17 protein-coding genes and 1 tRNA gene are annotated in these 20,526 nt (G+C 69.3%); 11 read left to right on the top strand and 7 right to left on the bottom strand.

Going from position 1 to position 20,526, the window contains the following annotated elements; translation table 11 throughout:
• Positions 1–10 precede the first annotated feature (10 nt).
• The 3 genes from ACFXJL_RS08940 to ACFXJL_RS08930 are packed head-to-tail and all read left to right on the top strand — an operon-like array spanning position 11 to position 4,090.
• Positions 11–1,981, top strand: coding sequence for an acetyl/propionyl/methylcrotonyl-CoA carboxylase subunit alpha (locus tag ACFXJL_RS08940; RefSeq protein ID WP_384691348.1), 1,971 nt, complete (start codon positions 11–13; stop codon positions 1,979–1,981).
• Complete coding sequence (locus tag ACFXJL_RS08935; RefSeq protein ID WP_384690574.1) at positions 1,974–2,921, top strand: hydroxymethylglutaryl-CoA lyase; 948 nt, start codon at positions 1,974–1,976, stop codon at positions 2,919–2,921. Before ACFXJL_RS08940 ends, ACFXJL_RS08935 begins: the two co-directional genes overlap by 8 nt.
• Positions 2,922–2,923: 2 nt before the next feature.
• Positions 2,924–4,090, top strand: coding sequence for an acyl-CoA dehydrogenase family protein (locus ACFXJL_RS08930; protein WP_329019341.1), 1,167 nt, complete (start codon positions 2,924–2,926; stop codon positions 4,088–4,090).
• 154 nt (positions 4,091–4,244) lie between these two features.
• Here ACFXJL_RS08930 and ACFXJL_RS08925 read toward each other — a convergent pair whose 3' ends face one another.
• Complete coding sequence (locus ACFXJL_RS08925) at positions 4,245–5,852, bottom strand: beta-N-acetylhexosaminidase (RefSeq protein ID WP_384632056.1); 1,608 nt, start codon at positions 5,850–5,852, stop codon at positions 4,245–4,247.
• Between the two features lie 304 nt (positions 5,853–6,156).
• Here ACFXJL_RS08925 and ACFXJL_RS08920 point away from each other — a divergent pair, with 304 nt between their 5' ends.
• From ACFXJL_RS08920 to glmS, 3 genes are all read left to right on the top strand, one after another.
• On the top strand, positions 6,157–7,044 hold the full coding sequence (locus ACFXJL_RS08920; RefSeq protein ID WP_358877467.1) for a DUF4429 domain-containing protein: 888 nt from the start codon (positions 6,157–6,159) through the stop codon (positions 7,042–7,044).
• A gap of 68 nt (positions 7,045–7,112) precedes the next feature.
• Positions 7,113–7,403, top strand: a complete 291-nt coding sequence (locus ACFXJL_RS08915; RefSeq protein WP_329019349.1) for a hypothetical protein — start codon at positions 7,113–7,115, stop codon at positions 7,401–7,403.
• Positions 7,404–7,490: 87 nt separating this feature from the next.
• Positions 7,491–9,308 carry a glutamine--fructose-6-phosphate transaminase (isomerizing) gene (gene glmS / locus ACFXJL_RS08910; protein WP_358877466.1) on the top strand — a complete coding sequence of 606 codons (1,818 nt, stop codon included), beginning with the start codon at positions 7,491–7,493 and terminating at the stop codon, positions 9,306–9,308.
• A gap of 224 nt (positions 9,309–9,532) precedes the next feature.
• Here glmS and ACFXJL_RS08905 read toward each other — a convergent pair whose 3' ends face one another.
• Positions 9,533–10,102, bottom strand: coding sequence for an acetate uptake transporter (locus tag ACFXJL_RS08905; RefSeq protein WP_358877465.1), 570 nt, complete (start codon positions 10,100–10,102; stop codon positions 9,533–9,535).
• 233 nt (positions 10,103–10,335) lie between these two features.
• The gene (locus ACFXJL_RS08900; RefSeq protein WP_329019360.1) at positions 10,336–10,857 is read right to left on the bottom strand and encodes a universal stress protein; all 522 of its coding nucleotides are present in this window, start codon (positions 10,855–10,857) and stop codon (positions 10,336–10,338) included.
• Positions 10,858–11,587: 730 nt separating this feature from the next.
• Here ACFXJL_RS08900 and ACFXJL_RS08895 point away from each other — a divergent pair.
• From ACFXJL_RS08895 to ACFXJL_RS08880, 4 genes are all read left to right on the top strand, one after another.
• Complete coding sequence (locus tag ACFXJL_RS08895; RefSeq protein ID WP_384690567.1) at positions 11,588–11,938, top strand: hypothetical protein; 351 nt, start codon at positions 11,588–11,590, stop codon at positions 11,936–11,938.
• Positions 11,939–12,382: 444 nt separating this feature from the next.
• The gene (locus ACFXJL_RS08890) at positions 12,383–13,576 is read left to right on the top strand and encodes a helix-turn-helix domain-containing protein (RefSeq protein ID WP_329019363.1); all 1,194 of its coding nucleotides are present in this window, start codon (positions 12,383–12,385) and stop codon (positions 13,574–13,576) included.
• Between the two features lie 9 nt (positions 13,577–13,585).
• Entirely contained in the window at positions 13,586–14,188 is a 603-nt protein-coding gene (gene orn, locus ACFXJL_RS08885; RefSeq protein WP_358877464.1) for an oligoribonuclease, read from the top strand.
• A gap of 165 nt (positions 14,189–14,353) precedes the next feature.
• Positions 14,354–14,426: transfer RNA gene (locus ACFXJL_RS08880), tRNA-His, on the top strand.
• 162 nt (positions 14,427–14,588) lie between these two features.
• On the opposite strand, the gene ACFXJL_RS08875 is transcribed toward ACFXJL_RS08880, so the two are convergent.
• The 3 genes from ACFXJL_RS08875 to ACFXJL_RS08865 form a co-directional block, all read right to left on the bottom strand.
• Entirely contained in the window at positions 14,589–15,401 is an 813-nt protein-coding gene (locus ACFXJL_RS08875) for an alpha/beta fold hydrolase (protein WP_358877463.1), read from the bottom strand.
• Positions 15,402–16,490: 1,089 nt separating this feature from the next.
• Positions 16,491–17,921: a HAMP domain-containing sensor histidine kinase gene (locus ACFXJL_RS08870; protein WP_358877462.1), complete on the bottom strand. Its 1,431-nt coding sequence runs from the start codon at positions 17,919–17,921 to the stop codon at positions 16,491–16,493.
• Between the two features lie 51 nt (positions 17,922–17,972).
• Complete coding sequence (locus ACFXJL_RS08865; protein WP_329019375.1) at positions 17,973–18,674, bottom strand: response regulator transcription factor; 702 nt, start codon at positions 18,672–18,674, stop codon at positions 17,973–17,975.
• Between the two features lie 207 nt (positions 18,675–18,881).
• Between ACFXJL_RS08865 and ACFXJL_RS08860 the strand changes: the two genes are divergently transcribed.
• Positions 18,882–19,472, top strand: coding sequence for a hypothetical protein (locus ACFXJL_RS08860; protein ID WP_384690562.1), 591 nt, complete (start codon positions 18,882–18,884; stop codon positions 19,470–19,472).
• A 43-nt stretch (positions 19,473–19,515) separates the two neighbouring features.
• Here ACFXJL_RS08860 and ACFXJL_RS08855 read toward each other — a convergent pair whose 3' ends face one another.
• Positions 19,516–20,379 carry a spermidine synthase gene (locus ACFXJL_RS08855; protein ID WP_384690559.1) on the bottom strand — a complete coding sequence of 288 codons (864 nt, stop codon included), beginning with the start codon at positions 20,377–20,379 and terminating at the stop codon, positions 19,516–19,518.
• Positions 20,380–20,526 lie beyond the last annotated feature (147 nt).

The raw sequence follows: 20,526 nt of genomic DNA, 5'->3' as shown, positions 1-20,526 counted from the left end.
GGCACCGGCCATGTTCGACACGGTCCTGGTGGCCAACCGGGGTGAGATCGCGGTCCGCGTGATCCGGACCCTCAGGTCCCTGGGAGTCCGCTCGGTCGCCGTCTTCTCCGACGCGGACGCGGACGCCCGCCATGTCCACGAGGCCGACACCGCCGTCCGCATCGGGCCGCCGTCCGCGGCCGAGAGCTATCTGTCCGTCCCCCGACTGCTGGAGGCCGCCGCGCGAACCGGCGCCCAGGCCGTCCACCCCGGCTACGGCTTCCTGGCCGAGAACGCCCCCTTCGCCCGTGCCTGCGCCGATGCGGGACTGGTCTTCATCGGCCCGCCGCCCGAGGCCATCGCGCTGATGGGCGACAAGATCCGCGCCAAGGAGACCGTCCGCGCCGCCGGTGTTCCCGTCGTGCCCGGCTCCTCCGGTTCGGGACTCACCGATGATCAACTCGCCGCCGCGGCGCGCGAGATCGGCATGCCCGTCCTCTTCAAACCGTCGGCGGGCGGCGGCGGCAAGGGCATGCGGCTCACCCGAGCCGAGTCGGAACTGCTGGAGGAGATCGCCGCGGCCCGACGCGAGGCGCGCTCCTCCTTCGGCGATGACACGCTGCTCGTGGAGCGGTGGATCGACCGGCCCCGACACATCGAGATCCAGGTGCTCGCCGACGCACACGGCAACGTGGTGCACCTCGGCGAGCGGGAGTGCTCCCTCCAGCGCCGCCACCAGAAGGTCATCGAAGAAGCCCCCTCGGTGCTGCTCGACGACGAGACCCGGGCGGCGATGGGCGCCGCGGCCGTGGAAGCGGCCCGCTCCTGCGGCTATGTGGGCGCGGGCACGGTCGAGTTCATCGTCCCCGGCACAGACCGCGGCGCCTACTACTTCATGGAGATGAACACCCGCCTCCAGGTGGAACACCCGGTCACCGAACTGATCACGGGCCTCGACCTAGTGGAGTGGCAACTGAGGGTCGCCGCCGGCGAGCGCCTGCCGTACGCACAGGACGACATCACCCTCACCGGCCACGCCATAGAGGCGCGCATCTGTGCGGAGGACCCCTCCCGGGGCTTCCTCCCCTCCGGTGGCACGATCCTCGCCCTGCACGAACCCCAGGGGCACGGCATCCGCACCGACTCCGGGCTGAGCGAGGGCTCCGAGGTGTCCAGCCTCTACGACCCCATGCTGTCCAAGGTCATCGCGTACGGGCCGGACCGGCCGACCGCCCTGCGCAGACTGCGCGCGGCGCTCGCCGACACCGTCACGCTGGGTGTGCCCACCAACGCCGGGTTCCTGCGCCGGCTCCTGGCCCACCCCGATGTCGTCTCGGGCGAGATGGACACCGGGCTGGTGGAGCGCGATGCGGCCGACCTGATCCCGGCCGGCGTACCCGACGAGGTGTACGCGGCTGCCGCGGCCCTACGCCGGGACCGGCTCTCCCCCGCCGTGGGCGAAGGCTGGAGCGACCCCTTCTCGGTGCCCAGCGGTTGGCGGCTCGGCGGCACCCCGGCACCCCTGGTCTTCCCGCTGCGCGTGGCAGGGCTCGACCCCGTCGAACGGGAGGCCCCCGCGGGCTGCACCGTCCACGACGGCACCGTCACGGTCACCGCGGACGGGCTCGTCCACACCTTCCGCCACGCGGGCGACTGGCTGGGCCGTGACGGCGACTCCTGGCGGGTCACGGACTTCGACCCGGTGGCCGCTTCCCTCAGCGGCACCGCGCACGGCGGCGCCGACACCCTGGCCGCGCCGATGCCCGGCACCGTCACCGTGGTCAAGGTCGCCGTCGGCGACCGGGTCGAGGCCGGACAGAGCCTGCTGGTCGTCGAGGCGATGAAGATGGAACACGTGCTGTCCGCACCCCACGCGGGCACCGTCACCGAACTGGACGTCACCCCCGGGTCGACGGTCGCCATGGACCAGATCCTGGCCGTGGTGGCACCCGACCCACCCGACGAGGAGCAGCCCGCGGCGAAGGAGGCCGACCATGGCTGACGGACTGCCCATGCAGATCGCCGCAAGCGCCCTGCCGGCCCGGGTGCGCATCCATGAGGTCGGACCGCGCGACGGCCTCCAGAACGAGAAGGCCGTCGTTCCGACCGAGGTGAAGGCCGAGTTCATCCACCGGCTCGCAGCCGCGGGGCTCACCACCATCGAGGCCACGAGCTTCGTCCACCCCCGCTGGGTGCCGCAACTGGCGGACGCCGAAGCCCTGCTGCCCCTGCTCGACGACCTCGACGACCTCGACGACCTCGCGCTCCCCGTCCTCGTCCCCAACGAGCGCGGACTCGATCGGGCCCTGGCCCTCGGTGCGCGCCGCATCGCCGTCTTCGGCTCGGCGACCGAGACCTTCTCGCGCAAGAACCTGAACCGCGGGGTCGCCGAGTCGCTCGCCATGTTCGCCCCGGTCATCGCCCGGGCCCGTGAGCAGCACGTACGGGTCCGCGGCTATCTCTCGATGTGCTTCGGCGACCCGTGGGAGGGCCCGGTCCCGGTCGCCCAGGTGGTGACCGTGGCCCGGCAGTTGATCGAGTTGGGCTGTGACGAACTCTCCCTCGGCGACACGATCGGCGTGGCCACCCCCGGCCATGTGGGGGCGCTGCTCAGCGCTCTCACGGTTGAAGGGGTGCCGGTGTCCGCGATCGGCGTGCACTTCCACGACACCTACGGCCAGGCGCTCTCCAACACCCTCGCCGCGCTCCAGCACGGCGTGAGCACCGTCGACGCCTCGGCGGGCGGGCTCGGCGGCTGCCCCTACGCCAAGAGCGCCACCGGGAACCTCGCCACCGAAGACCTCGTGTGGATGCTCCACGGCCTCGGTATCGAAACCGGCGTCGACCTCGACCGTCTCACCGCCACCAGCGTGTGGATGGCCGACCGGCTGGGCCGCCCCAGCCCCTCCCGTACCGTTCGCGCGCTCTCCCACAAGGAGTGATCATGTCCCTGGACCACCGGCTCACATCCGAGCACGAGGAGCTCCGCCGTACCGTCGAGGAATTCGCCCACGAGGTGATCGCGCCCAAGATCGGCGACCTCTATGAGCGCCATGAGTTCCCGTACGAGATCGTCCGCGACATGGGCCGGATGGGGCTGTTCGGACTGCCGTTCCCGGAGGAGTACGGCGGGATGGGCGGCGACTACCTCGCCCTGGGCATCGCCCTGGAGGAACTGGCGCGGGTCGACTCCTCGGTCGCGATCACCCTGGAGGCGGGGGTCTCACTCGGCGCGATGCCCGTCTACCGCTTCGGCACCGAGGAGCAGAAGCAGGAGTGGCTGCCCCGGCTCTGCTCGGGCGAGGTGCTGGGGGCGTTCGGACTGACCGAACCGGAGGGCGGCTCGGACGCGGGCGGCACCAAGACCACCGCAGTGCGCGACGAGGCGGCCGGCGAGTGGGTGATCAACGGTTCGAAGTGCTTCATCACCAACGCGGGCACGGACATCACGGGCCTGGTCACGGTCACCGCCGTCACCGGCCGCACCCCCGAGGGCAAGCCACTGATCTCCTCGATCATCGTCCCGTCCGGCACCCCGGGCTTCACGGTCGCCCCCGCCTACTCCAAGGTCGGCTGGAACGCATCGGACACCCGTGAACTCTCCTTCAACGACGTCCGCGTACCGCTGGCGAACCTGCTCGGAGAGGAGGGCCGCGGGTACGCCCAGTTCCTCCGCATCCTCGACGAGGGCCGCATCGCCATCTCGGCCCTCGCGACGGGCCTGGCCCAAGGGTGTGTGGACGAGTCCGTGAAGTACGCGGGCGAGCGCCACGCCTTCGGTCGGCCGATCGGCGCCAACCAGGCCATCCAGTTCAAGATCGCCGACATGGAGATGCGGGCCCATATGGCAAGGGTCGGCTGGCGCGACGCGGCGTCGCGGCTGGTGCAGGGCGAGCCGTTCAAGAAGGAGGCGGCCATCGCCAAGCTCTACTCGTCGACGGTCGCCGTCGACAACGCCCGCGAGGCCACCCAGATCCACGGCGGCTACGGCTTCATGAACGAGTACCCGGTGGCCCGCATGTGGCGCGACTCCAAGATCCTGGAGATCGGCGAGGGCACGAGCGAGGTCCAGCGCATGCTGATCGCCCGCGAACTGGGGCTGCCGAACTGACGGAAGCGCTCCAAGACCGAGGCACGGGGACGACACCCCGAGGCGCAGCGATCAGTGCGCCCGCCCTCGCCCCAGCGCAGCAGCGGGCCCCGGCGCGAGTGCGCCGGGGCCCGCTGTTCTCAGCCCTACGGAACCGATCGGCCCGAGTCGTGGGTCACGGCTTGGACCACGGAACCACCGGGGACTTGTAGAACTTGATCCCCATGGCTTCCCAGCGGGCCGCGTGCCCCGCGAGCCGCAGTTTGTACTCGTCCCACTCGCCGCCCGTCGACCAGGCGCGCTCCGCCACTCCGGGCAGCCGGGGGAAGGCCATGACCTCCAGGTCCGAGCTGGTCGCCAGGGTCTCGGTCCACAGCGGGGCCTCGACACCGAGGACCGAGCCCTCCTCGACGCCCACGTCCTTGAGATAGGTCGCCGGATCCCAGTCGTAGGCCCGGTCGACCTCGACCAGACCGGCCCACTGGAGTCCGAGCCCGGTCTCCGACGTGTACTTGTGGTCGAGATACGTGCGGTCGGCAGGGGAGAGCACCAGGAGCGTGCCCTTCTTCGCCGCGCCGGCCACCAGATCGCGTTCGGCGGCCTCGGTCCGGTCGTAGCCCCAGTACTGGACGACCGCACCGGCGACGGGCTCCGCGCCCGCCAACTGGTGCCAACCCATCACTGTCTTGCCGTACTTGAGGACCACGGCCTGCGCCCGGTCCATGAACTTCACGTAGTCGTCGTGGCTGGTGTTGTCCGCCTCGTCACCGCCGATGTGGATGTACTTGCCGGGTGTGAGCGCGGCCACCTCGCGGATCACGTCGTCCACGAAGTCGTAGGTCGCGGGCTTGTCCACGCACAGGGAGCTGAAGCCCACGTCGATGCCCGTGTACAGCGGTGGGGCGGTGTCCTTGCAGTTCAACTCGGCGTACGAGGCGAGGATCGCATTGGTGTGCCCCGGCATGTCGATCTCCGGGATCACCTCAAGGAAGCGCGAGCCCGCGTACTCGACGATCTCCGTGTACTGCGCCTTGGTGTAGAAGCCGCCCTCGCCGCCTCCGGTCTCGGTGGAGCCGCCGACGGTGGTGAGCTTGGGCCAGGAGTCGATGGCCAGACGCCATCCCTGGTCGTCGGTGAGGTGGAGGTGCAACTTGTTGATCTTGTATAGGGCGAGCTGGTCGATATAGCGCTTGACCTGGTCGACCGTGAAGAAGTGCCGGGCCACATCGATCATCCCGCCCCGGTACGAGTACCGGGGCGAGTCCGTGATCGTGCCGCCAGGGACCTCCCACACGGCGCTCTGCTCGGTGCTCTTCTCCACCGCGGCCGGGAGCAGTTGGCGCAGCGTCTGGACGCCGTAGAAGAGGCCGGCGGGCTTCCGGGCGGTCAGGGTCAGACCGTCGCCCGTCGACTCCAGCCGATAGCCCTCATCGCCGAGGGACTCGTCGCTCGCGCTCAGTCGCAGTGCGATGCCGCCCGTACCCGACTCGGCGGTGATGGGCAGTGGATAGCCGGTGGAGGGACGGAGCACTCCGGCGAGGTACTCGCCGATCGCCCGCACCTCGCGGGTGTCGTCGATGTGGATGGCTGTGGTGTTGGTCAGGGTGTAGGGGCTGCCGCCGGGCTCCACCGAGGCGGGGGCGGGAATGACCCGGCCGAGCGCGTGCACGGGTTTGCCCTCGTTCTGCGAAGGGCTGGCATCGTCGTCACCGCTTGAGCAGCCGACACCCGCCCCTCCCAGGAGAAGCAGCGCACCGAACAGACGGGGAAGCGTTCCGGGCATTATCACAGGCTGATTCCCTTCGAGGACGTCGCGACGAGGACGCCCACCATGCGTATCGTGCCCTCAGACGGGGGTCAAGGTATAGACCAATAACCGAGCTTACGGTCACATACACCGCGCACCCGCGGCGCCCCCTCCCCCCATCCGGCCCTCGAAGCCCTGTAAAACCCCAGGTCGCCGCCGTATGCGCCGGAACGCCCCCCGCACTCCCGCAGAGGCCGTCGCCCAACCGGACCGTCGCTCGACGCCCCCCGACGAACCAACCCCACCGGGGACCGCAAGCGACAGTGGAACAATCGCCCCCATGGCAGAAATCATCCAGAAGGACGGCACCTGGACCTTTGACGGAGACACCGTGCGGATCGTGCCCGGCTCCGACAAGGGGGTGAGTCTGCTGCGCAAGACCCTGGGGGAACTCGCCGTACCGCTCCGGGCCGTCGCCGGCGTCTCGTTCGCCACCGGGCGCAAGAGCGGAAGGCTGCGGCTCCGACTGCGCGACGGCGCCGATCCGCTGCTCCAGGCCACGGGCGGCAAGCTGGAAGAGGGCTCGGACCCCTACCAGTTGACGGTCTCCACCGACCGGGCGGGAGTGGCCGAGTACTTCGTCGACGAAGTGCGCAACGCCCTGCTGATCGAGCAGATCGGCACCGACCCCGTCGACCGCTATCTGCTGTCCGGTCCGAGCCTTCCGATCACCGTCAGCGCGGGCGACGGCACCGCGGCGTTCGACGGGGAGCAGATCAAACTGACCTGGAGCTGGACGGCGGAGGAGGCCAAGTCGTCCGGCGGACCGCGCACCATCGCCCTGAGCGAGGTGCAGGAGGTCGAATGGCTCCCCTCGTCCGGGCTGGGCAACGGCCATCTGCGATTCCACGTCGGCCGATCGGCACCCACCGCCCCACCGAAGTACGACCCGCACGCCGTGGAGCTGTGGGGCTTCCGCAAGGATCCGCTGATGGCGCTGGTGGCCGCGGCCGTCGTGGCACGGATGCCCCATCCCTACGCATCGGTCGAGCCCGCCGCCGTCGAGGCACCACCCGCCCCGAGCCTCACGAAAGCCCCCCGCGACCACGACGGCGACCATGACGCCCTGCTGCGCAGACTGCGCGAACTCGGCGAGCTCCACCAGGCCGGAATCCTCACCGACGAGGAGTTCACCACCGCCAAGAAGGCAATCCTCGGCCGCCTCTAACTCCCGATCCTGCCCGGATTCGGGCAGAATTCTTGCATTAGCTCGGTTCGGCCCCCCAATATCTACTGGTGCTCGAACAACGCCGGCCCGGTCGTCCACCCTCATACGACGACCTCATCGACCACCTGGTCCGCAGCAGCGCCCTCCAGCGCGGCGAAGCGGCTCGGGTGGTGCTCGATGTGCTGGCGTACTTCGACGAGAGAACCGAGGACTACGTCCGCCGCCGCCATCGCGAGCTCCAGTCGGGCGGCCTGGCGAACACGGAGATCTTCGAGCGGATCGCGGACGAACTGCCGCACCGCGCAGTGGCGCCTCCGGAGCTCTCGCTCCGGCAGCTGCGCCGCATCGTCTACGGCTGAGGGTCGTGCGACCCACCGCCGTCCACGGCTGATCAGGGCCGGCCGTGGCTCGGGCACACACCCGATCAATGGAGGGGCAACAACCCTATGTGCGGAATTGTTGGATACATCGGCCGTCGCGACGTGGCACCGCTGCTGCTGGAAGGGCTCCAGCGGCTGGAGTACCGGGGGTACGACTCCGCGGGCATCGTGATCACGAGCCCCAAGGCGTCCGGACTGAAGATGGTCAAGGCCAAGGGCCGGGTGCGCGAGCTGGAGGCACGCGTTCCCAAGCGGTTCACCGGCACCACGGGCATCGCCCACACCCGCTGGGCCACGCACGGCGCACCCAGCGACGAGAACGCCCATCCGCACCTGAGCCCGGACGGACTCGTCGCGGTGGTCCACAACGGCATCATCGACAACGCGTCCGAGCTGCGCGTGCGGCTGGAGGCCGAAGGCGTGGTCTTCGCCTCCGAGACCGACACCGAGGTCCTCACCCACCTCATCGCCCGCTCCCAGGCCGACACCCTGGAGGAGAAGGTCCGCCAGGCGCTGAAGGCGGTCGAGGGCACCTACGGCATCGCCGTCATGCACGCCGGATTCAGCGATCGCATCGTCGTCGCCCGCAACGGCTCCCCCGTCGTCCTCGGCATCGGCGAGAAGGAAATGTTCGTCGCTTCCGACGTCGCCGCGCTCGTCGCCCACACCCGCCAGATCGTCACCCTCGACGACGGCGAGATGGCCACCCTCAAGGCCGACGACTTCCGTACGTACACCACCGAGGGCTCGACGACGACCGCGACGCCGACCACGGTGGAGTGGGAGGCCGAGTCGTACGACATGGGCGGCCACGACACGTACATGCACAAGGAGATCAGCGAGCAGCCCGACGCCGTGGACCGGGTGCTGCGCGGCCGGATCGACGACCGGTTCTCCACCGTGCACCTCGGCGGACTGAACCTGGACGCCCGCGAGGCCCGGGGCATCCGCCGGGTCAAGATCCTCGGCTGCGGCACCTCCTACCACGCCGGGCTCATCGGCGCCGGGCTCATCGAGTCGCTGGCCCGCATTCCCGCCGACGCCGAGCCGGCCTCCGAGTTCCGCTACCGCAACCCGGTCGTCGACCCGGACACCCTCTACATCGCGGTCTCCCAGTCCGGTGAGACCTACGACGTGCTGGCCGCCGTCCAGGAGCTGAAGCGCAAGGGCGCCCGCGTCCTCGGCGTGGTCAACGTGGTGGGTTCCGCCATCGCCCGGGAAGCCGACGGCGGCACCTACGTCCACGCAGGACCCGAAGTCTGTGTCGTCTCCACCAAGTGCTTCACCAACACCGTGGTCGCCTTCGCCCTGCTCGCCCTCCACCTGGGCCGCATCCGCGACCTCTCGGTCTCCGAAGGCAAGCGGATCATCGACGGACTGCGCCGGCTGCCCGCACAGATCACGGAGATCCTGGAGTCCGAGGCGGACATCAAGAAGCTCGCGGAGGAGTACGCCGGGGCACAGTCGATGATGTTCATCGGGCGGGTGCGCGGCTATCCGGTGGCGCTGGAGGCGTCCCTCAAGCTCAAGGAGATCTCCTACATCCACGCGGAGGCGTATCCCGCGTCCGAGCTGAAGCACGGGCCGCTCGCCCTGATCGAGCCCGCGCTGCCGACGGTGGCGATCGTGCCGGACGACGATCTGCTGGAGAAGAACCGGGCGGCACTGGAGGAGATCAAGGCCCGCAGCGGTCGAATCCTCGCCGTCGCCCACCGGGAGCAGGAGAAGGCCGACCACACCATCGTCGTGCCGAAGAACGAGAACGAGTTGGACCCGATCCTGATGGGCATCCCGCTCCAACTCTTCGCCTACCACACGGCGCTGGCTATGGGACGGGACATCGACAAGCCGCGCAACCTGGCGAAGTCCGTGACCGTGGAGTAGTTCGCGGCCCACGGGGCGGTACGGGCCCACCGGACCCATACCGCCCCGACAGCTGCCGCTCCCGCTCTCGCTCGCGCTCGTTGCTCATGCGTCGGCACGAGCGCGTCACAGGGCCTGCGCACAACAGCCCGGTGAACAGCGCAGTCCCCTCGCGCGATGCCACCTTGCGCGAGGGGACTTCAATTGGTCGGCGCGCGGCCCAGAGCACACCGACCGGCGCGGCCTCAGCCGGTGGCCGTCACTCCCCGGCCGGCAGCGCGTCCGGAGAAGGTCGGCCACTTCGCCAGCGCGGCCGTCGCCCCGTACCAGGCGGCCAGGCCGGTCACCACGGCGACCCAACCGCCCGCCTTCGTCAGTCCGCTGCTCTCGGCGAGCGCGGCTATGCCCAACAGCAGCAGTGAGACGGTGAGCAGGCCGTACACCCCTTGGGCGAAGATCCCGCTACCTGCGGAAGCAACCGTCAAGGTCAGTGCCAGCAGGGCCCACAGCAGCAGGAACAGTCCGGCCGCCTCCGATGAGACTCCGGGCCCCGCGCCGGTTCCCCAGGTGAACCAGAACGCGCCGAGACCGGCGAAGGCGGTACCCGATCCGCCGTTGCCGGCGCGGAATTCGAGTAGTCCGGCGATGAAGAGGGCGACGCCACCGACCCAGGTGGCGAGTCCGGTGGCGTCCAGGACGGTCACACCGTCGATCACATCGGTGTTGGCGATGCCGAACGCCAGCAGAGTCAGCCCGAGGGCGAGATGGCCGAGAGTGGAAGTAGTAGCGCTTCCCGCAGAGACTTCCTTGTCCACGGCGGGGCTCCCTTCGTCTCCTGTGCAGTTGTGTGAAAGGCAGTTGTGGAACAACCCCAACGGCCTTTATGTACCCTTCACAAGGTAACAATTCACCTCTACGCGCCGGTAGATTTCCTTGCATTTCAAGGGAGTTGATGCAGACCCGACCTCGGCACACACCGACCCGGCTACGGGCTACGGGCTACGGGCTACGGGCTACGGGCTACGGGCTACGGGCTACGGGCTACGGGCTACGGGATCACAACGACCGGGCGCTGCGCCCGTCGCGCGAGGCGGCCGGCCACCGAACCGAAGATCCTGCCGACGATCCCCTGAGTCGAGCCGACGACGATCGCATCGGCCGAGTACTCCCGACCGACCTCTTCCAACTCATGGCAGATGTCGCCGCCACGCTCCACCAGGATCCACGGCACCTCGGCGAGGTAGTCCGCACAGGCCAACTCCAGACCGAGCACCTCGGTGCGATGGTCCGGGACGTCCACGAACACGGGGGGCTCGCAGCCCGCCCAGACGGTGGTCGGCAGCCTGTTGGCGACATGAACGATGATCAAGCCGGAGCCGGAGCGGCGCGCCATCCCGATGGCGTACGCCAGCGCACGCTCACTGGAAGTCGAGCCGTCGAAGCCGACGACCACACCATGCCGGAACGCAGGGTCGCACGAAGGGCGTGCGTCTTCCGCCGCTTGCGGGTCCGACAGCGGGTCGGCTACCTGCTTGCGGTCCGCGGGTTCGGGGATCTCGTGACCGGCCATGAGTGTCTCGGCGAAGGAAGTCCTCAATGAGAGGGAATGACTTGGCGACGGATGCTGTGTCCGGGAATCATCTTCCCTGGCCCATACCCGTAAGGGTACGGCGACACTCCTCTTCTGCCCAGCGCCCGATACCTCACTCGGGCGCTCAAGGGAGGATGCCTGAGCCGTCCCCATATGGCAATGCCGGATGGCATCTACAGCAGTCCGGGAGCGGGCGTGCGCCTGCCGTGACCGTCTCGCCCCAGCCCCAGACCCAGCCCCGCACCGGGACAAGCGGCCCTCCGACTCGATGAGCGCCCCCACCCCCGACCGCTGGGCCACCGGGCCACCGGGCCACCGGGCCACCGGGCATTCGCGGATTCATCGAGACGATACGGATCGCATCGACTCACTGCTCTCAGAGCCAGACCGACCGCGCCACTCCCGCCCCCCGCCCGTGCGCACATCCCGTAAGCAAGTGGTGGGCCCGGACGCCCGGCAGGATTCCTCTGTGCCCCGGATGCCGCCCGGTCCGCTCCGAACGCCGGCCATCGAGCGAGGCCACGATCCGGCGCCCGGACCGGACCGAGTGGCGGACGCACCGGCCGCCCCCTTAACCCGATGCTCCCGACCGTTGGGGTTCAGGTTCGGGTTCGGGTTCGGGTTGGCCGATCCGAGCCCGGCCGGCAGTGACCGCAGGACCGGTTCTCTCGTTGGGACCTCGGTCACCCCGCAGCCCCAGGGAGTTTCCGTGTCCGCACGCCCGCCCGTCCCCGCGCCCCGGACGAATCGCAGGACCCGACGGTCCGCCGCCCACCGCACCGTCGACCCGGCGACCGACGTGGTCCGCTGGGCGGGGTTCAGCTGCCTCCTCGTACCGGTGGTCCTCGTCGTGTATGGAACCTCCGTGGGCGGGGCAGCAGCAGCTTCACTCGGGCTGGTCGCCGTGACCGCCGTCTGCCGGGTGCTCCTGCGGCGCTCGGAACGCATCGCCGCGGCGGCGGGGGCACACCCAACCGGGCGCGATCGAGGGGCCCGTGGGGCCGTCGACCGGGTGCACCGGACGCATACCGAGCGGCCGTCCGGGAGGGTTCGCCACTAGGGCAGCCGCGGCAACGCCCGGAGGCCGTTCGGACCGCCCGATCCAAGCCGGGGGCTTACCTGTTCGCACGTGCGCACCCGTATAGTTTCAGCCAACTTCGCGCTACCACCCCTCCCTTGGGGAAATGGCCTGTGTACCCCCTTGTCACCTGGCAAGAAAGGACTATTCGCGGCGCTTGCACCCTACGGGGACGGGCCATGCGTGTGAGACGCACTTCCCTGAGGGCCTCGTGAGTGGAACCCTTCGTGATCGAATGCTTCGCGCCAAGTTCTCATGCAGACATAGCGGGGCATGACGAACTTGTCACGGCGGCGTCACGGGACGCAGTAGATTCGATCATGAGTATCGAAGGCTCGGGACTCGTGCAAAACCGAGGGGAAACGTGCAGGAGCGAAAGGCCCGAAACGAACGGGGAGACGCGAATACCGAGGGGGGCTTAGCGTCATGAATCAGGACTCCGCCGCACCGGAGGCAGCACGAAAGCTCTCGGGGCGCCGGCGCCGGGAAGTCGTCGCGGTACTGCTGTTCAGCGGCGGCCCCATCTTTGAGAGTTCCATCCCGCTCTCGGTGTTCGGAATCGACCGTCAGGACGCCGGAGTTCCTCGCTATCGACTGCTCGTTTGCGCAGGCGAGGAAGGCCCGCTGCGGACCACCGGCGGGCTCGAACTGACCGCACCGTACGGCCTTGAGGCCATCGGCAGAGCGGGAACCGTCGTCGTACCGGCCTGGCGGTCGATCACCTCGCCGCCACCACCCGAGGCACTCGACGCACTGCGCCGGGCGCACGAGGAGGGAGCCCGGATAGTCGGTCTGTGCACCGGCGCATTCGTACTCGCAGCGGCGGGTCTGCTGGACGGCCGTCCGGCGACCACCCACTGGATGTACGCGCCGACACTGGCCAAGCGCTACCCATCCGTCCATGTGGATCCGCGCGAGCTCTTCGTCGATGACGGCGATGTGCTCACCTCTGCGGGCACAGCGGCTGGAATCGATCTCTGTCTGCATATCGTGCGCACCGACCACGGTACGGAGGCCGCCGGGGCACTCGCCCGCAGGCTGGTCGTGCCACCGCGTCGCAGCGGCGGGCAGGAGCGCTATCTGGACAGGTCTTTACCTGAGGAAATCGGGTCGGACCCCTTGGCCGAAGTGGTGTCCTGGGCGCTTGAGCACCTTCACGAGCAATTCGACGTGGAGACGCTGGCGGCACGGGCGTACATGAGTCGACGCACGTTCGACCGGCGATTCCGTTCACTCACCGGGAGCGCACCGCTCCAGTGGCTGATCACCCAGCGGGTCCTCCAGGCCCAGCGCCTCCTGGAGACCTCGGACTACTCGGTCGACGAGGTGGCGGGCCGTTGCGGCTTCCGCTCCCCCGTCGCGCTGCGGGGTCACTTCCGCAGGCAGCTGGGCTCCTCTCCGGCTGCGTACCGGGCCGCCTACCGGGTGCGACGCCCCCAGAGCGAGGCAGCACCGGCATCGGTGGTGGATTCGGTGGTGCCCATCCAGGCACGGCGGGCCGCCACGGCCGGCGTACCGGGCGCCTCGATCGGTCCACCGGAACTGGGCCGACCCGCACCACAGCCGTATGCGGCGGGGCACGGTCGCCCGAGCCTGCCCGGTCAGCGGAGTGCGCCATAAGGTAGGCGCATGAACGACCGTATGGTGTGGATCGACTGCGAGATGACCGGGCTCTCGTTGACGGACGATGCACTGATCGAGGTGGCCGCTTTGGTCACCGACTCGGAATTGAACGTGCTCGGCGACGGGGTGGACATCGTGATCCGCCCCCCGGAGAGCTCGCTGGAAACGATGCCCGAGGTGGTGCGCACCATGCACACCGCCTCGGGCCTCCTCGACGAGCTGGCCGCGGGCACCACCCTCGCCGACGCCGAGGCCCAGGTCCTCGCGTATGTGAGGGAGCACGTGAAGGAGCCGGGCAAGGCCCCGCTCTGCGGGAACTCCGTGGGCACGGACCGCGGCTTCCTCTCACGTGACATGCCCGCCCTGGAGAATTACCTCCACTATCGGATCGTCGACGTGTCCTCCGTGAAGGAGTTGGCGCGCCGCTGGTATCCGAGGGCGTACTTCAACAGCCCGGACAAGAGTGGCAACCACCGGGCGCTGGCGGACATCCGCGAATCCATCGCGGAGCTGCGCTACTACCGGGAGGCGGTCTTCGTCCCGCAGCCCGGCCCCGACTCCGAGACGGCGAAGTCCATCGCCGCCAAGCACGTCGTACCCGCGGAGTAAGGATCGCTCGACGGTCGGACCGACGTGAGGGTGGGCCGGAGACGGCCTGCCGTCAGGTCGATCCCCGGCCGGGAACCGCGCCGTCACAACGGCTCACAAACCGTGGCGCGAGCACCCTCCCGGACCCTGTACACTTTTTCTCGGCCGGTCGGAAAGCCGGTCATGGTGGGTGTAGCTCAGCTGGTAGAGCACCTGGTTGTGGTCCAGGATGCCGCGGGTTCGAGTCCCGTCACTCACCCTGAAAGTCGAAGGGCTGACCTGTCCAGACAGGTCAGCCCTTCGTCGTGTGTACGTCCCGGGGAACACGGTGGGAACAGTCCGGGCTCCCCGGCGGCCGGCTTCCCCGCGGCGGGAAGCACCTGCCCGGCCGCGGGGAGGCTTCTGAGGCCCCGAGGGCGCCTCAGGCGGCCAGGAAGGCCGACACCTCCTTGAGGAACGCCTCCGGGGCCTCCAGGTTCACCATGTGGCCGGCTCCAGGCACCCGCGCCACCCTCGTCTGAGGGGCGGCGTCAGCCAGCGCCGTCACATTGTCCTCGATGTCGGTACTGTCCAGATCACCCAGCAGGGCCAGTACCGGCACGGATATCTCATGGAGCCGTTCGGCCGCCCCCACCTCGCGCGGTCGCCCCGTGCACAGCCCGCCGGGATGCGCCCGGAGGTTCGCCGCGGCGGCGGCCTGCATCCTGCCCCGCAGACCGGGCTCGACGTCCTCAGGGCTGCGACAGGGACCGTCGACCCACAGGCGCAGGAACTCCTCGACGAAGAGTTCCCCGCTGTCCCCCCTGTTCACGGCCTTCAGCTGGGCCGCGGTGTGCTGGATGACATAGGGGTCCCGAAAGGGCCGGCCGCTGATCCCCGGCGCGGCGAGCACCAGGGACTCGGTCAGTTCCGGATGGAGCAGCGCGAAGTCGAGTGCGGTACGGGCGCCGAGGGAGAGTCCGACGAGCCGGGCGCGTTCGACGCAGAGGTGGGACAGCAGGTCGTAGAGGTCTTCGGCGTGTGACCAGTCGCCGGTCACCGACGAGGATCTGCCGTGTCCCCGGGCGTCGTAGCGGATCACCTGGTAGTCGGCCGCGAGCGTCTCGAACTCCTCGTCCCACATGGTCAGATCGAGCAGATCGCCGTGCAGCAGGACGACGGCCGGCCCCTCGCCTGCAATGTCGTGGGCAAGGCGGCCGTCATCGTCGACGGGGGCAGTCGGCAGGCTGTTCATCACAACTCCTCGTACTCGGTGTGACGTGGCGAGGGGGCGGCCGACTGCTCTTTTACCCCTTCGCCCGCCTCCGTGACCATGGAATGCGAGCAACCTTTGCCAAACGAAAGAGCGCGCCCCGGTCGGATTGGGGGGAGCCGACCGGGGCGCGCGTGTGGGGGGCAGGAGTTGCCTGGGGGGACTACGGGCCTGACGCGTGCACCTTGGCGATCGCGACGGGGGTCCGCAGGGCAGCAGTGCCCGGCTGAGCGACCGGCCTCCCGCCACCGGAACGCCGAGCGTCAGATGCGGGCAGGAACGGTGCCCTGCCTGCGTGCTCGGTCACGGCAATGCCGTCCGGCCCGGTGACGGTGCGAGCCTTACGGGAGGGCCTGGAGCCCATCCCGACCACCGGGCCGGACGGCGCGCACCCCGCGGGGGGTTCCTGCGTGGGGGTCTCCTGCGTGGGGGCCCTGTGCGTGGACGAGCGAGTCGTCTTCGGCTCAGGGGCAGGAGTCGCGGGTGTGCGCTGTGCGGCAGGCTGGCCGATGGGCTGCGGGGTGGGGCCCGTGCCCGCAGGGTGAGCGACGAAGGGCGCACGGAGGACAGTTGCCCTGCCGCTCGTCCTGCGCCGATCGCACCTGCTGGCCATTGCGCCTGCCTCTGGGGTGTACGTATGGGGGATGAACGATGGGTGTACGGAGTGGGGTCCGTACGAAAGTTGGGTGCGGGAGCACGCTAGCGACCCGTGCACGGACAAAACACCAATTCGACGCCTGAGCCGTACTTCTTAGGACGCTCTTAAGGACAGCATTGGAACCGATTAACCCTCGGGCCCATCAGGGGGGCGTCATGGCTTCGTCATGCTCGCGACATATTTCTTTCATGGTGCAGTCACCGACGGGCCGCTGCGGCACGGGTCGGGACGGTTTCAACAGGGCGTCCAACGGCCGGCCCGAAGCCGCAACATCCCCTTAGCCAGGGGGCTACGGGGATGAGACGGGCAGCGCAACGCCCCTGGAACCGTCGCCATGTCGGCCGGTCAGGGGCGTCGTACGGGGCACGAGAACGTACGAGCGGGTTACTCGAACCCGCGGTTGAGCCTGGTGATCAGGAGTTGCCGCCGACCCGGGACTTGGCGCGGGAGGGCACCCGCTGGCGCCGCTTCTCGGTGCCGCGGTGCCCACGGCGGCGCTCCTCCACGCCCGGGCCACGTGCATCGAGCCCGAGCCAGACCCGTACCTCCGTGCCGCCCAGGACCGACCTGCCGATGCGGACGTCTCCGCCCGTGGACTCCGCGACCCTGCGCACGATGTCCAGTCCGAGACCGGTCGAGCCGTCCCTGTTGCCGCTGTTGCCACGGGCCATCGCCGCGGCCGGGTCGGCGATGCCAGGTCCCGCGTCGGAGACGAGCACGATGACCGCATCCTCCCCGTTGTGGACGTCCACCGAGAAGGCGGTGCCCTCTGCGGTGTGCCGGAAGACATTGCCGAGCAGGGCGTCCAGTGCGGCGGCCAGCTCCGGCCGGGCAACCGGGATGCGTACGGGACGGTCGACGCCTGCCACACGGACCTTGCGGCCCTCGTCCTCGGCGAGCGCCGACCAGAAGTCCATGCGCTCCCGCACGACTTCGGACGCGTCACAGCCGGCTCCGGGACCGATCGGGGCCGTGGTCTGCGGCTTGGCCTCGCGGGCGGTGCGGATGATGATGTCGACCTCGCGCTCCAACTGTTCGACCGCCGCCCGGGTCTGGTCGGCGGCCGGCCCTTCACCCAGTGATGCGGCATTGAGCCGCAGCACGGTCAGCGGGGTACGGAGTCGGTGCGAGAGGTCTGCGGCCAACTCCCTTTCGTTCGCCAGAAGTTGCACCACCTGGTCGGCCATCGCGTTGAAGGCGATGGCGGCGGAGCGCAGTTCGGTCGGACCCTCTTCGGGAACCCGTGCCCCCAGTTCGCCCTCGCCGAGGTCATGTGCGGCGCCGGCGAGCCTCTGCGCGGGCTGGACCATGCGGACACCGAGCCGATCGGCCACGGCGACAGAACCGACGACGAGCGCGAACCCGACGCCCGCGAGCACCAACCAGGCCGTGGTGACGCCCCGGGTCACATCGGCGGCCGGGACGAACACCTCCACGATCGCGATGGGGTCGGTACGGGAAGCCGTCGGCATCAGGAGCGACGATCCTCCGGGAACCTCGGTGATCGAGCCCTGCCCACCGGCTGCGGTTTCCAGGTCGGCCTGCCGGGCACGCCCGATGCCCACCTCGATGATGTCTCCGATCTCCTCACCCGGCGCATCCGCGGGGAGGTGGATCGCCATCCGGCCCGCCTCACCGGCCTGGGTGGACAGCAGGGCGACCTTCAAGGAGTGGGGGTCGGTGGTGATGGACAGGGCCGGAGCGATGGCTGCCGCCTGGCGTTCCGCGTTGGAGAAGGCCCGGTCACGAGCCATCTCCTTGATGACGAGCCCCAGTGGTACGGCGAAGGCAACCACGACCATCGTCGTGACGGCCAGGGAGACCTTGACCAGCGCCCATCTCATTTTTGATGTCCTCGTTGGTGTCCGGGTTGGGTGCCGTACGGCGGCCCGGCATCACTGGCGGGGGCCGATCGGCGGTTCCAGCTTCACTCCGACTCCGCGAAGCGTGTGCAGGTAGCGCGGTTGTGCGGCGGTCTCGCCGAGTTTGCGGCGCAGCCAGCTCAGATGGACGTCGATGGTCTGGTCGTCGCCGTAACTCTGCTGCCAGACCTCGGCCAGTAGCTCCTTGCGCGGTACGACCACTCCGGGGCGCCCGGCGAGAAAGGCAAGCAGATCGAACTCGCGTCGTGTCAAGTCGAGTGCTCGCCCGTCCAGTTCGGCCTGCCGACGCAAGGGGTCGATGGACAGCCCGCCGACCTGGATGACGCGCGAGGGCGGGGCTTCCCCAACCGCTGCACGCGAACGGCGCAGTACGGCCGCCATCCTGGCGGACAGATGCTCAACCGAGAAGGGTTTGGTGAGATAGTCGTCGGCGCCGTCGTTCAACAACCGGACGATCTCCGTCTCATCGTCCCGAGCGGTCGCAATGATGACGGGCACGTCCGTGATACCCCGTAGCATCTTCAACGCCTCAGACCCGTCCAGATCCGGCAACCCGAGGTCCAGGATGACCACGTCGAACCGGTAATGGGCCACTTCGCGCAACGCCTCAAGAGCCGTACCGACGCTTCGCACCGTGTGGGAAGCCTCAGTGAGATGCCGGATGAGGGCGGAGCGCACGAACTGGTCGTCCTCGACGACGAGCACACTTGCCATGACCGGCACCGTACGCCATGCGAAGTACCCAGGTCGCCACCGCACACAGCACATGAGCCACACCCGCACGCGCTCGGTCCGGGATGCCCGTGCTGCACTCCACAAAGCGGGCTTGCACCACCGCTGATGAGGTAATTCACCGAGTGATGCCGGGCAGCTGGCTCCCACCGGGGACAGATGGCTGGTGCGTGGTGCAGTATGGCCCCGATGCGTAGAGGACTTGTACATGCCATCGCGTGGTCACTGGCCACGGGGGCATCGGTGACGCTGTCGTGGTGGGGCGTCCACACGGTCATGTCCGGGACCGTGTACGACCGCCCGCGGGCACTGCCCATCAATGCGGACACCCCCACCACCCAGGGCTCGAAGCCCCAGGTGTCGTCGTCGGGCAAGCCGCCCGAGGACACGGTGGAGCCGAGTTCCCGCGATCGGCCTGACGAGCCGACGCAGGACGATCCCGAACCGCCCTACGAGCATGCGCGGGAGACCTCCGAGGGTGTCGCATCCCCCTCCGAGACGACGAAACCGTCCGAGTCGTTCGAGCCGCCGACCAGTCCCTCGTCCTCGGAGCCTCCGCGGCGTGCCGAGGTGTACCCGCGCGACGGCGGCAAGGTCATCTTCGATATCGGTCCCACCTCCGCCACGCTGGCATCGGCCAGGCCGAAGGCCGGCTGGAAGATGGAAGTGCACGAGACGACCCACTGGATCAGGGTGGTCTTCACCAAGGACGACCGGGAGTCATCGGTCTTCTGCCGATGGGAGTCCGGCACGCCGAGCGTGGAGTTCTACGACAAGTAGGCGCCGCACGTCCATCGGTCGTGCGGGTAGCCGATTCCCGCCGTCAGCGGAAGATGTCGGGCGGCGGCGCAGGGGACGGTTTGGCGTCGGCGTCGGTCACCGCCGCCGCACCGCCCGCGAAGTCGATGAGCCCCCGGCCGTGCTCCACCCGCCCGGGATGCGGATCACCGGCCACCCGACGCGTGAACTCGGGGATCGGTAGCGAAACCGCCGAAGCCAGTAGGACGACATTGCCGAAGCGGCGCCCCCGCAGTACCGCGGGATCGGTGGCGAGCGCCAGCTTCGGAAAGACGGTCGCGGCAGTCGAGATCTGCGCCCTCAGATGAGCGAGGGGCGGTCCGTCGGCGAGGTTCGCCGCGTAGTGCCCGGCGGGGTCAAGCACTCGGCGGACCTCGGCGAGGAATTCCGTACTGGTGAGATGCGCGGGCGTACGGGCGCCGTTGAACACATCGGCGATCACCAGGTCCGCCCATCCGTCCTGAATCCGCGCGAGCCCGGCTCGGGCATCCCCCGCCCGTACCCGGATCCGGGCGCCAGGGTCCAGGGGAAGCCGCTCGCGGACGAACTCCACCAGCGGTGCATCGACTTCGATGACCTGCTGTGTGGACCGGGGACGGGTCGCCGCCACATAGCGGGCCAAGGTGAAGGCGCCGCCGCCGAGATGCACGACCTTGAGCGGGCGCCCCGGCGGAGCGATGAGATCCACGACATGGCCGAGACGGCGCTGGTACTCGAACGAGAGGTACTCCGGATCGTCAAGATCGATGTGCGACTGAGGAGCACCGTCGATCAGCAGCGACCAGGCCCGGGGCCGCTCGGGGTCGGGTACGAGCTCGACGATCCCGCCGTCCACCCGTGCGACGACCGGTTTACCGCCACCGCCGCGCCGCCGCTTGCTCTTGCTCACTCACCCATTATGGGCGGGTGAGCAGGGCCTTCGCCCATGGGGTGGGGTCGTGCGGTGCGCAGAAGGGTGGGGCGGGCGGTAGGGGCTCGGGTTCGGCCCAGGGCTGGGCGGTGTGCAAAGGGCTGGGGCGGCGGTAGGGCTGGGCGG

Origin of the sequence: Streptomyces sp. NPDC059256, from assembly GCF_042753785.1 — a bacterium.
Lineage (GTDB): Bacteria > Actinomycetota > Actinomycetes > Streptomycetales > Streptomycetaceae > Streptomyces.
Note: the sequence above shows the minus strand (reverse complement) of the source record. Positions and strands in the feature narration are given on the sequence as shown.